Source organism: Conyzicola nivalis (assembly GCF_014639655.1).
In the GTDB taxonomy this organism is placed as follows: domain Bacteria; phylum Actinomycetota; class Actinomycetes; order Actinomycetales; family Microbacteriaceae; genus Conyzicola; species Conyzicola nivalis.
Map to the genome: position 1 here is coordinate 220,124 of NZ_BMGB01000002.1, position 12,263 is coordinate 232,386.

The window sequence follows — 12,263 nt, forward strand, 5'->3', positions numbered from 1 at the left end:
GGGCCAGTGCGTCCTGTCGACGCGCGCGGTGAAGCGGGGCGACTAGCCCATGTGCACCGCGGCCGCGTTCTTCAGCAGGTCTTCTCGCGAGGGCCGGATGAGGAAGAACGAGATGGGCGCGGCGACGAGCATCAGCGCGCCGGCACAGATGAACGCCACCGAGTAGCCGTCGACGAACGCCTCGAGCTGCGCCGTGGGCGACGGTGGGTTGTTAGCGAGGTAGGTCGCGATGGCCGAGGTGTAGAGCGCGGTGAACAGGGCGGTTCCGATCGAGCCGCCGATCTGCTGGGTCGCCGAGACCGCGGCGCTGGCCACGCCGGCGTCGTGCTCTTCGACTCCGGCGAGGGCCACATTCTGCAGTGGCACGAAGACCGAGGCGAGGCCGACGCCGAGCAGGATGAGGCCGGGAAGCACCTGCACGACGTAGTCACCCTCGACCGTGATGAACGACAGGTAGAACAGTCCGGCGGCGGCGAGGATCGGGCCGACGGTCATGGGGAGTCGTACGCCGACCCGCGGGAGAATCTGCGAGAGCAGCGTCGCGCAGATCATGATGACAGCGGTCATCGGCAGCGACGCGAGGCCGGACTGCAGGGGCGAGTAGCCGAGCACGATCTGGAAGTAGAACGTGAGGAAGAGCAGGCCGCCCAGGAGCGCGGCCCCGGTGAGGGTGGACACGAGGAACGCGCCGCCGCGCACCTTGTTCACGATCACGCGCAGCGGCAGCAGCGGGTTGGAGACGCGCGACTCGACAACCACGAAGACGGCGAGCAGGATCACGCCGGCCACGAGGAAGCCGATCGTGTCGACCCGGCCCCAGCCCTCCTCGGCGCGTGAGAAGCCGAGCACGAGCGCCGCGAGTCCGGCGACGACGAGCAGCGTTCCGGGGATGTCGTAGCGGGTGTTGCCGTGCGCCCGGCTCTCCTTCATAAAGAGCACCGCGCCGACGATCGCGAGGGCGGCGATCGGCACGTTGACGAGCAGGCACCACTGCCAGCTGGCGAACTCGGTGAGCACACCGCCGAGCAGCAGTCCGACGGCCGCGCCGCCGCCACCGATAGCGCCGTAGACGGCGAACGCCTTGATGCGCTCCTTGCCGCTGGGGAACGTGATGGTGAGGATGGCGAGCGAGGCGGGGGCGAGCAGGGCCGCGAAGGCGCCCTGCAGTGCGCGCGCGGCGAGCAGCATCTCGGTATTGACGGCGAGACCGCCGATGGCCGAGGCGATGGCGAAGCCGATCATGCCGACCATGAAGGACCGCTTGCGGCCCCAGTAGTCGGCGATGCGGCCGCCGAGCAGCAGCAGCGAGCCGAAGGCGAGCGCGTAGATCGTGACGACCCAGGTGCGGTCGCCGTCGCTCATCTCGAGGTCGATCTGCGCGTCGGGGAGCGCGATGTTGACGATGGTGCCGTCGAGGATGACCATCAGCTGGGCGAGTGCCAAAACGGCGAGAAGCCACCAGCGGTGGTTCGGGGAGGTGGAGGGTGAAGACATTGAGAGAGCGGGATCCTGTCAAACGAACTAGTTGGTTGGGTTATGTAAGATCATACCCATGAGAATCGACGGCGAAGCGACCAAGGAACGAATTCTTGTGGCGGCGGGCAGCGAATTCGCGGAGTTCGGCCTGGCCGGCGCCCGAGTCGACCGCATCGCGGCGGCCGCGAACGCGAGCAAGGAGCGGCTCTACGCCTACTTCGGCGACAAGCGCGCCCTGTTCGTCGCCGTGTTGAACCACCACATGGACGAGGTGATGGCGTCGATCCCCGTCGACTCGGGCGACCTCCCCGGATTCGTCGGCACCATCTTCGACTTCGCCCACGCGCACCCCGAGCACTTCCGCATGATGGACTGGGCCCGGCTGGGCGGCGACTTCGACCTCGTCCCCGCGGTGCCGGCATCCGTCATCGAACGCGACTCGGCGGCCATCGTCGAGGCGCAGGCGCGGGGCCTCGTCGACCCCGAGTGGGACGCCCACGAACTCTTCACCCTGCTCTTCACCATCGCCACCTCCTCTATGCGGCTCGAGGGCGTCAGCCAGATTGCGGATGACGCGGACGAAGCCGTCGCGCGGCGTCGCGCCTCGGCCGTGCGCGCGGCGACCAAACTGATCGCCCCCTGACCCCCCCGAACGGGGCTCGGCGCGAGACGTGACGAAAGTTACTATCCGTATCGGTTCTCTAGTACTGTGCTGATAGACCGTCACGCGAGACTTTGTAACGTGTGCTCGGAGCCATCCCACGACTCTTGAGGAGCACACATGCGCGCCCTTTCCCCTGTCCGCACGGCAACCCGATCGGCGGCGATCTCCCGCCGCGTCGGTGTCGTCGTCCTCGCAACCGCACTCGTCGCAGCGCCGCTCGTCGCGGCCGTCCCGGCTTCGGCCGCCGTCGCCGACACGATCACCTCGGTCGCCTTCCCGACCGCCACCCTCTCCGGCGGCCAGCAGACCTTCGGCTACTTCAACGGCGACCCCGCGTTGACCGAGGTCGCCGGCGACGGAATCTGCAGTGCAACGTACCTCGACGGCGCGGTTCTCGACAGCACCTACATCTCGCCGCTGAGCGCCTCGCTGACCTACGACTTCCTCGTGAGCGAGTACCAGGCCGCCCCCGGACAGACCGTGTCCGTCGGCTTCTACGACCAGGACAGCAGCCGCGAAGACGGACTCGATTCGTGCACCGCTCCCGCCCTCGCCTCGACCATCAGCGCGAGCGTCGTGCTCGGGCAGCCCACGCCGGCTCCTGTCGAGACCCCCTACGTCGAGGTGCCCCTCACCGCCCCCGACCTCAAGCTCACGCGCGGCGTTGCCGTCGACCAGGACATCCCCTTCACCACCGCGGGCCTCGACTTCACCGCGACCGGCGGCTCCATCGGCTACGGCCAGCAGTCCGGCGACGAGCCGGCGCCCGGCTACGTCAACCCGCAGGAAGGTCTCACCGTGACCATCCTCGACGAGCAGATCCCGGGCAAGGCGCCCCGTCTCCACATCTCCGGCACGCCCAAGTACAGCAACGTCATCGACACCGGCTTCTTCGTCACCGATGGCACCAACACCGGTATCGCGGCACTGAAGATCATCATCGCCGACAAGGACGGTTCGGTCACGCCCATCACGATCGACGCCGCCAAGGGAGCTGCCGTCGCCGGTGCGAAGGTCGCACTCATCGCGTCGGGCCTGCAGCCGGGCTCCGGCTGGAACGCCACCGTGCGGTCGACCCCGATCGTCGTCGGTTCCGGCGTGATCGACCCCAGCACCATGCTGTCGACCACCGTCGCACTCCCGTCCGGCCTCGAGCCCGGACTGCACTCCATAACCCTGGCGAGCACCAACGTCGACGGCACGCCGTTCAGCGCGGTGCTGTACTTCGCCGTCAGCCCCACGGGCACCCTGCTCGCGGTGTCGGCCGTGCGTGCCACCGCGCTCGCCGCCCTGCCACAGCTCGCCGCGACCGGCCAGGACATCGCGCCGAGCCTCTTCGTCGCGGGCGGCCTGCTGCTCGCCGGAGCGGCCTTCGCCGGCGTCACGGTGATCCGTCGCCGTCGCAGCGTCTAGTCACACCGTCGAGGCCCCCGCGCGCGAGCGCGGGGGCCTTTTCGTTTGCCCGCTTCCTTCGCTACACTGAGCGGGTCGCAACTGGCGTTGAGATGGGTAACCATCAGGGAGCGAGATACACGATTCGGCCGTACGCCTGGGCTGAACGGATACCTTAGTTACATCCGTTCGCTTTCAAGGAGTCGCTCGTGTCCTCTACCTTCAATTCGCCGCTGTCCGAAGTCGATCCCGAGATCGCGGCCGTCCTCGAACAGGAACTCGGCCGCCAGCGCGGCACGCTGGAGATGATCGCGAGCGAGAACTTCGTTCCGCGCGCCGTTCTCGAGGCCCAGGGTTCCGTGCTCACCAACAAGTACGCCGAGGGCTACCCCGGACGCCGCTACTACGGCGGCTGCGAATTTGTGGATGTCGCGGAGACCCTCGCCATCTCGCGCGCGAAGAGCCTCTTCGGCGCGGCCTACGCCAACGTGCAGCCTCACTCCGGTGCATCCGCCAACGCGGCCGTGCTCGCGGCGATCGCGAGCCCCGGCGACCGCATCCTCGGACTCGAGCTCGCGCACGGCGGGCACCTCACCCACGGCATGAAGCTCAACTTCTCGGGCAAGCTCTACGAGGCCCACGCCTACGGTGTCGACCCCGACACCTTCCTCGTCGACATGGACGTCGTGCGCGAGAAGGCGCTCGAGACCCGCCCCCAGGTGCTCATCGCCGGGTGGAGCGCCTACCCGCGCCAGCTCGACTTCGAGGCGTTCCGCGCGATCGCCGACGAGGTGGGCGCGAAGCTCTGGGTCGACATGGCGCATTTCGCCGGCCTCGTCGCCGCCGGACTGCACCCCAACCCGGTGCCCTTCGCCGACGTCACCTCGTCGACCGTGCACAAGACCATCGGCGGACCGCGCTCGGGCTTCATCCTGAACAACGACCTCGAGATCCAGAAGAAGATCAACTCCAACGTCTTCCCCGGCCAGCAGGGCGGGCCGCTCATGCACGTCATCGCGGCGAAGGCCACGGCGTTCAAGCTCGCCGCCGAGCCCGAGTTCAAGGACCGCCAGGAGCGCACCATCCGTGGCGCACAGATCCTCGCCGAGCGTCTGATGGCGGCCGACACGGTCGCCGCCGGCATCGACGTGCTTACCGGCGGAACCGACGTGCACCTCGTGCTGGTCGACCTGCGGGGCGCCGCCATCCACGGCCAGGACGCCGAAGACATCCTGCACTCGGTCGGCATCACGGTGAACCGCAACGCCGTGCCGTTCGACCCCCGCCCGCCGATGACCCCGTCGGGCGTGCGCATCGGAACGCCCGCGCTCGCCACGCGCGGCTTCGGAGACGCCGAGTTCACCGAGGTCGCGGACATCATCGCGACGGCCCTCAAGCCGACCCCGGATGTCGCGGCTCTCCGCGCCCGTGTGCTGAAGCTGACCGACGGCTTCCCGCTGTACGAGGGCCTCACGAGCCCGGGCAGCTGGGCGTAACAACTTTCCGCCCTTCGACAGGCTCAGGGACTGCACGGTCGCTGAGCCTATCGAAGCGTCCCGACGACATAAGGACCCGCTAATGACCGCAATCACCCTCGACGGCGTCGCCACCGCGTCCGCCGTCAAGAACGAACTGAAGGCGCGCATCGACGCGCTCAAGGCCAAGGGCATCACCCCCGGCCTGGGAACCCTGCTGGTCGGCAGCGACCCGGGCTCGCTCTCCTACGTCGCGGGCAAGCACCGCGACTGCGCCGAGGTGGGCATCGAGTCGATCCGCGTCGACCTGCCCGAGACGGCGACCGCCGACGAGGTGCGGGCCGCGATCGTCGGGCTGAACGAGAACCCGGCCGTCACCGGCTACATCATCCAGCTCCCGCTCCCGGCCGGCCTCGACGAGAACGCCATGCTCGAGCTGATGGACCCCGACAAGGACGCCGACGGCCTGCACCCGACCAACCTCGGGCGACTGGTGCTGGGAGTGAGCGGCCCGCTCGACTCCCCGCTGCCCTGCACTCCGGCCGGCATCGTCGAGATGCTGGAGCGCTACGACGTTCCCATCTCGGGCAAACACGTCGTCGTGATCGGTCGCGGCCTCACGGTCGGCCGCCCGCTCGGACTCCTGCTCACCCGCAAGGGCCTCGACGCCACCGTCACCCTCACGCACTCGCGTACCGTCGACCTCGCCAGCTACGTGCGCCAGGCCGACATCGTGGTCGCGGCGGTCGGCGTCGCCGGCCTCGTGCAGCCAGACTGGCTGAAGCCGGGCGCGGCCGTGCTCGACGTCGGCATCACCCGCGTGGTCAACCCCGAGACCGGCAAAGCGAAGTTGGTCGGCGACGTCGACCCGGCATCCGCGGACGTCGCAGGCTACCTGTCCCCGGTCCCCGGCGGAGTCGGCCCGATGACGCGCGCGATGCTGCTCGTGAATGTCGTCGACGCGGCGGAACGCCTTGCCTGAGCATCCCGCGGTCGTTCGTGTCGAGGCAGCGCTGGCCGAGGCCGGCGTCGTGACGCAGGTCGTCTGGCTCGACGGCGCCGCCAAGACCGCGGCCGAGGCCGCCGCCGCTCTGGGAATCGAGGTGGGCGCGATCGCCAACTCGCTCGTCTTTCTGCTCGACGGCGAGCCCGTGCTCGTGATGACCTCGGGAGCCCACCGCGTCGATACCGCGTGGCTCGGTAAACAGGTCGGGGGCACGTTCGCACGGGCCGATGCGGCGACGGTGAAGGATGCCACGGGTCAGGTCATCGGCGGGATCGCACCCGTCGGCCATCCCGCACCCCTGCGCACCTTCGTCGACGCCGATCTCGCCGGCTACCCGGAGATCTGGGCGGCCGCGGGGCACGCGCACACGGTTTTCCCGCTGAGCTACGGCCAGCTGGTGTCGATCACCGCGGGCACCGAGACCCCGGTGGTGCCGCCCGCCGCAGCATGACGCCGCCGGGCTAGGGTGGAGTCATGAGTTTCTCCAGTGGCAAGTTCTTGGTCGGCCTCGCTGCCGTGCTCGCGATCGTTCTCGCCGTCGGCTTCATCGCCGTGGCGATTTTCGACGTCAACCTCTTCGGCGCCGTGCGCTGACACCCGCATGGCGGGCGCCGCTCGTTGAATAGCGCCCTCTGCGCACGCGCTGGTTGAGTAGCGCCCTCTGGGGCGCGTATGGAAACCCCCTGCGCCCCCCTCGAGTTGCGCCATATGGGGCAGCCGGGCGAGATAACTGCCCCAATCGCCGCAATCGGATGTCACGTGGCGCGGCCCGCGCGCCGGTGGGGTTTCGATACGGTCGCTGGGCGACCTACTCAACCGGCGTGACCGGCCAACAGGATGCCGCGGCTCCCGCCCCGGCAAACCGTCCTGTCGAGCGTGCGCCGAGGCCATCTCGTCCTGTCGAACGACCCCGGCCCCGGCCCAGGGGAACGGCTAGCTCTCGCGCACGGCCCCGTCGGCGGCGCTCACCGTGAACGTCACCGGCTGGCCGAACCCGTGCTCGGCGAAGGCGCCGTCGATGGCGACCTGCAGTCGCGAGACCGCGTCGCTCGGGATGAGGGCGATCGCCGCTCCGCCGAAACCGCCTCCCGTCATGCGGGCGCCGACGGCTCCGTTCGCGAGGGCCGTCTCCACGGCGAGGTCGAGCTCCGGCACGCTGATCTCGAAGTCGTCGCGCATGCTGCGGTGCGAGGCATCCATCAGCTCGCCGATCGCGGTCGGTCCCTGCTCGCGCAGGGTGCGCACGGTGTCGAGCACGCGCTGGTCTTCGGTGACCACGTGGCGCACGCGGCGGAACGTCTCGTCGTCGAGCAGCTCCTGTGCGCGTGGGAGGTCGTCGACGTGCAGGTCGCGCAGTGCGGGAACACCCATGATGCGGGCGCCCTCCTCGCAGGAGGCGCGGCGTGAGGCGTAGCCGCCGGTCGAGTGCGAGTGGCTGACGCCGGTGTCGATGATGAGCAGTTCGAGGCCCGCGGCGGCGAATCCGAGGTCGATCACTTCGGCCTCGAGCGAGCGGCAGTCGAGGAACACGGCCGAATCCTGCTTGCCGAGCAGCGATGCCGACTGGTCCATGATGCCGGTCGGCGCTCCTACGGCCTTGTTCTCGGCGAGCTGGCCGATCTTGGCGAGCGTGGGGCGGTCGAAGCCGAGCTGCCACACGTCGTTGAGGGCGAGCGCGACGGCGCTCTCGATCGCGGCGCTCGACGAGAGGCCGGCGCCCACGGGCACGACCGAGTCGATGTAGATGTCGACCCCCGGCACGCCGGCGAGGTCGGCGCCGAACTGGCCGATCGCCCAGGCCACGCCGAACGGGTAGGCGGACCACCCGGTCAGCGCCGACGGGGTGAGGTCGGCGATGGCGATCTCGGCGACCTCGTCGGCGAACGAACTGGCGATGCGCAGCACGCCGTCGTCACGCACTCCCAGCGCGAGCACCGTGCGCTTGTTAATCGCGAACGGCAGCACGAAGCCCTCGTTGTAGTCGGTGTGCTCGCCGATGAGGTTCACACGACCGGGAGCCGACCAGACGCCCTCCGGCTCGTAGCCGAACAGCTCGGTGAAGTCGGCCTTAACGTCGTCCCTGATGTCGCTCATACTCGTGCGATCGCCTCTCGAATGAATGCTGCTGTTGCTTCGGGTGTCACGTCGCCGATCCAGGCGCCCATGGCCGCCTCCGACCCCGCGAGGTACTTCAGTTTGTTCTCTGCGCGACGCGGAGACGTGACCTGCAACATTAGACGGATGTCGTCGCGCGCGACGTTGACCGGCGCCTGGTGCCACGCCGCGATGTACGGCGTCGGGGTGTCGTAGAGCTTGTCGATGCCGCGCAGCAGCTTCAGGTACAGGCCGGCAAGCTCGTCGCGCTCCTCACCGTTGGTGGCCGCGAAGTCGGGGATGTGGCGGTGCGGCAGCATGTGCACCTCGATGGGCCAGCGCGCCGCGAACGGAACGTAGGCGGTCCAGTGTTCGCCGGAGATGACGACGCGTTCGGATGCCCGTTCGCTCTCGAGGATGGATTCGAACAGATGGGGGCCGAATTTCTCGATCGACTCGACGAGCCGTTTCGTGCGCGGGGTCACGTAGGGGTAGGAGTAGATCTGCCCGTGCGGGTGCAGCAGCGTGACGCCGATCGCCTCGCCGCGGTTCTCGAAGGGGAAGACCTGCTGGATGCCGGGCAGCGCCGACAGCGCGGCCGTGCGGTCGGCCCACGCCTCGATCACGGTGCGCGCCCGCGACTCGGTCTGGCTGCCGAACGAGCCCTCGTGCTCGGGGCTGAAGCAGACGACCTCACAGCGGCCGATCGACGGCAGCGTGCGGCCGAGACCGATCTGGTCGAGCTCCTCGAGGCTGTATTCGGCGCCGATGGCCGGTCCGAACGAGGGGGAGCGGTTCTCGAAGACCGCGACGTCGTAGTTGCTCGGCACCTCCGAGGGGTTGGTGGGCGTCGCGGGGGCCAGCGGGTCCTGGTCGGCGGGCGGCAGGAACACGCGGTTCTGGCGCGCCGAGGCGATGGAGATCCACTCGCCGGTGAGCACGTCCTGGCGCATGGTCGCGGTCTGCGGGCGCGGGTCGAGAACGCGGGCGTCGACGGCGCGGTCGGGGCCCAGCGTGGTGTCCGCGTCGTCGAAGTAGATGAGCTCCCGACCGTCGGCCAGGATGGTGGGGCGCTTTACGATCACCGGATCTGTCATGCTATTACGATAACGAAAGTTAGCCTTTTGTTTTCGCAAGTATTCGCAAGGAGCAAACGACGATGGCGGACGATTCTGCCCCCACGATCATCCGGCGCGAGCGTCTGCTTCAGGACATCGTCGACCGCGGGTTCCTGCGCGTCGCCGACGCGAGCGTCGAGCTCGGCGTGAGCGCGGTCACCGTGCGCTCCGACCTCAGCGCGCTCGAGCTCGCCGGCAGCATCGTGCGGGTGCACGGCGGCGCGATGCCCCGCGGCTCGGGCAACGAGGGGGAGTCGTCGTTCGAGTCGTCGCTGGCCCGCGAGGCCGCGGCCAAACTCGCCATCGGACGCCGCGCCGCGTCCATGGTGAAGTCGGGACAGAGCGTGCTGCTCGACGTGGGGACGACCGCGCTCGCCGTGGCCCACGCGCTCGCGCGGCGCAGCGACCTGAACGACGTGCTCGTGGTCACGAACGGCCTGTCGATCGCACTCGCACTCGAACCGGGCATGCCCCGGCTGACCGTGGTGGTCACGGGAGGCACCCTGCGCCCCCTGCAGCACTCGCTGGTGAACCCGTTCGCGTCGGCGTTCCTCGAGAGCCTGCACGGCGACATCGCCTTCATCGGGTGCAACGGCGTCGACCCGGAGGTGGGCGTCACCAACGTCAACCTGCCGGAGGCCGAGGTCAAGCGCCGCATGATGCAGTCGGCGGCCCGTCGCGTGCTCGTCGCCGACGCCTCGAAGCTCGGCAGCCGCCGGCTCGGCAACGTCGGACCGCTCTCGGACTTCGAGTCGCTCGTGACCGCGGGCGGTCCGGATGCCGATGTCGTAGCCCGGCTCGAGACCGCCGGTCTGCACGTCATCGACGCCGACAACTAGGCTGAAGAAATGCGTGCACCCACCGGAGAACAATTCGTCTTGACCCGCGCCACCGCGACGGGCTCGTCGACCGCCGTCATCACGGAGGTCGCCGCGTCATTGCGCACCTTCCAGATCGACGGCGTCGACCTCACCGAGCCCTACGCGGCCGAGCGCACGCCGCCGTTCGGCGACGGCATCGTGCTCGCCCCCTGGCCGAACCGCGTCGAAGACGGCATCTGGACCCTCGACGGCAAGCGCCAGCACCTCGACATCACCGAGCCGGCGCGGCACAACGCCATCCACGGCCTGCTGCGGTCCACCGCCTACCGTGTGACCGACCAGTCCGAGTCATCCGTCACCCTGAACGCCACCGTCTACCCGCAGCACGGCTACCCGTTTATGGTCGACACGAGCGTCACCTACGAACTCGTCGAGGGCGGCCTCACCGTGACGCACTCGCTGCACAACGCCTCGGCCGTCAAGGCGCCGGTCGCCGTGGGCACCCACCCCTTCTTCCGCCTCGGCGACGTGCCCACCGAGCAGCTCACGCTCCGCCTCAACGCCACGACCAGGTTCGAGACCGACGACCGGCTGATCCCGATCGCCGAGAACCCCGTCGAGGGCACGGGCTTCGACCTGCGCGACGGGCGCCTGGTCGGCGACCTGTACCTCGACGACGCGTTCGGCGGCGTGGTGTTCGACGGCGGCGAGAGCGTCAGCTCACTCACCGCTCCCGACGGCCGCCGCGTCGAACTCTGGCAGGACGAGAGCCACCCCTACGTGCAGGTGTTCACGACCCGCAAGTTCCCCAAGGACGGCGGGCTCGGGCTCGCCGTCGCCATCGAGCCGATGACCGCGGCCCCGAACGCGCTCAACACCGGGCTGGGCCTCAAGTGGCTGGAACCCGGCGAGAACTGGGTGGTTCGCTGGGGCATCCGCTACTCTGGGTAGCAACGAAGGGGAGTAGTTCCCTCAGCCGGTCCGCACCGGCTAGGCGCGAGACATCGACATACTGGTTCGTCACGACGACGCACCCGGTGCTCCACCTCGGTGATGACAATCACCAGGCGAACGAGACCTTCGGTCAGAATCTTGACTGGCCGAGGTTTTTCGTACCCGGAATTCGTCGGTCGGCCCTAGCCGAAGGACCCCCGCGTGGCCGCCCCGACACCCTCCACCATCCGACGATGGCGCAAGTATCTCGCCGACGAACGCCAAGAGGCGGCCGTGTACCGCGACCTCGCCAGCCGGCGCACCGGTGAGGAGCGCGAGATCCTGCTCGCGCTCGCCGAGGCCGAGGCCCGGCACGAGGCGCACTGGCTGGCGCTGCTCGGCGACAACGCCGGGCGGCCGCACCGTGGCGAGATCCGCACGCGGGCCCTCGGATGGCTCGCCCGCCGTTTCGGCTCGGTGTTCGTCCTCGCGCTCGCGCAACGGGCGGAGGCTCGCTCCCCGTACGAGGGCGACGTCGACGCGACGCCCGCGATGGCGGCCGACGAGCGCATCCACGAGGAGGTCGTGCGCGGCCTCGCCACCCGCGGGCGCAACCGGCTCTCGGGTACCTTCCGCGCCGCGGTGTTCGGCGCCAACGACGGGCTCGTGAGCAACCTCGCCCTCGTGCTCGGCATCGGCGCGACCGGGGTATCCACCCCGATCATCCTGGCGACGGGGCTCGCGGGTCTGCTCGCGGGAGCGCTGTCGATGGGCGCGGGCGAGTTCGTCTCGATCCGCAGCCAGCGCGAACTGCTCGCCGCATCCGACCCCAATCCCGAAACGCGTTCCGCGCTGCCGCACCTCGACGTCGACGCGAACGAGCTCTCGCTCGTCTACCGCGCCCGCGGCATGGACGAGAACGAGGCCCGGGCGCACGCCGCCGAGGTGCTGCGCGACCTCACCGTCGACCACTCGGCGGGCGACACCGTCGACGACCACGAAGAGATCGGTTCGGCGCTCGGCGCCGCGGTATCGAGCTTCCTGTTCTTCGCCTCCGGGGCGATCATCCCCGTGCTGCCCTACATATTCGGCCTCGAAGGCGTCGCGGCGGTCGTGCTCTCGTCGGCCCTGGTGGGGGTTGCCCTGCTCGGCACCGGAGCGGTCACGGGACTGCTCTCGGGCGGCCCGCCCCTCAAGCGCGCGCTGCGGCAGCTGGCGATCGGCTTCGGCGCGGCGGGCGCCACCTACCTGCTCGGCCTGGCGTTCGGGGTCAGCGCGGCCTAG

General features: G+C 69.4%; 11 protein-coding genes and 1 riboswitch. Of the genes, 8 read left to right on the top strand and 3 right to left on the bottom strand.

Annotated elements, in window-relative coordinates:
• Positions 1–42: 42 nt before the first annotated feature.
• Positions 43–1,494, bottom strand: a complete 1,452-nt coding sequence (locus IEV96_RS14530; RefSeq protein ID WP_188511472.1) for an MFS transporter — start codon at positions 1,492–1,494, stop codon at positions 43–45.
• 58 nt (positions 1,495–1,552) lie between these two features.
• On the opposite strand from IEV96_RS14530, the gene IEV96_RS14535 reads away from it, so the two are divergent.
• The 5 genes from IEV96_RS14535 to IEV96_RS14555 all read left to right on the top strand — a co-directional run bounded on the left by IEV96_RS14535 (position 1,553) and on the right by IEV96_RS14555 (position 6,464).
• Positions 1,553–2,119 (top strand): TetR family transcriptional regulator, encoded by a 567-nt coding sequence (locus IEV96_RS14535; RefSeq protein WP_188511473.1) that lies wholly within the window; start codon positions 1,553–1,555, stop codon positions 2,117–2,119.
• Between the two features lie 138 nt (positions 2,120–2,257).
• A complete protein-coding gene (locus IEV96_RS14540) occupies positions 2,258–3,553 on the top strand; it encodes an LPXTG cell wall anchor domain-containing protein (RefSeq protein ID WP_188511474.1) in 1,296 nt (431 codons plus the stop codon).
• A gap of 67 nt (positions 3,554–3,620) precedes the next feature.
• A riboswitch (ZMP/ZTP riboswitch) is annotated at positions 3,621–3,702 on the top strand.
• 39 nt (positions 3,703–3,741) lie between these two features.
• Positions 3,742–5,028, top strand: coding sequence for a serine hydroxymethyltransferase (gene glyA, locus IEV96_RS14545; RefSeq protein WP_188511475.1), 1,287 nt, complete (start codon positions 3,742–3,744; stop codon positions 5,026–5,028).
• Positions 5,029–5,110: 82 nt separating this feature from the next.
• Positions 5,111–5,989 carry a bifunctional methylenetetrahydrofolate dehydrogenase/methenyltetrahydrofolate cyclohydrolase gene (locus tag IEV96_RS14550; protein ID WP_188511476.1) on the top strand — a complete coding sequence of 293 codons (879 nt, stop codon included), beginning with the start codon at positions 5,111–5,113 and terminating at the stop codon, positions 5,987–5,989.
• Entirely contained in the window at positions 5,958–6,464 is a 507-nt protein-coding gene (locus IEV96_RS14555; protein WP_188511477.1) for a YbaK/EbsC family protein, read from the top strand. Before IEV96_RS14550 ends, IEV96_RS14555 begins: the two co-directional genes overlap by 32 nt.
• A 482-nt stretch (positions 6,465–6,946) precedes the next feature.
• Here the strand turns inward: IEV96_RS14555 and galK are convergent, their stop codons facing one another.
• Both galK and galT read right to left on the bottom strand, forming a co-directional pair.
• Complete coding sequence (gene galK / locus IEV96_RS14560; protein WP_188511478.1) at positions 6,947–8,107, bottom strand: galactokinase; 1,161 nt, start codon at positions 8,105–8,107, stop codon at positions 6,947–6,949.
• Positions 8,104–9,204, bottom strand: coding sequence for a galactose-1-phosphate uridylyltransferase (gene galT / locus IEV96_RS14565; RefSeq protein WP_188511479.1), 1,101 nt, complete (start codon positions 9,202–9,204; stop codon positions 8,104–8,106). The genes galK and galT overlap by 4 nt, the downstream gene beginning before the upstream one ends.
• Before the next feature lie 62 nt (positions 9,205–9,266).
• Here galT and IEV96_RS14570 point away from each other — a divergent pair, with 62 nt between their 5' ends.
• From IEV96_RS14570 to IEV96_RS14580, 3 genes are all read left to right on the top strand, one after another.
• Complete coding sequence (locus tag IEV96_RS14570) at positions 9,267–10,064, top strand: DeoR/GlpR family DNA-binding transcription regulator (RefSeq protein ID WP_188511480.1); 798 nt, start codon at positions 9,267–9,269, stop codon at positions 10,062–10,064.
• A gap of 9 nt (positions 10,065–10,073) precedes the next feature.
• Positions 10,074–10,997, top strand: coding sequence for an aldose 1-epimerase family protein (locus IEV96_RS14575; RefSeq protein WP_188511481.1), 924 nt, complete (start codon positions 10,074–10,076; stop codon positions 10,995–10,997).
• Between the two features lie 204 nt (positions 10,998–11,201).
• Positions 11,202–12,263 carry a VIT1/CCC1 transporter family protein gene (locus IEV96_RS14580; RefSeq protein WP_188511482.1) on the top strand — a complete coding sequence of 354 codons (1,062 nt, stop codon included), beginning with the start codon at positions 11,202–11,204 and terminating at the stop codon, positions 12,261–12,263.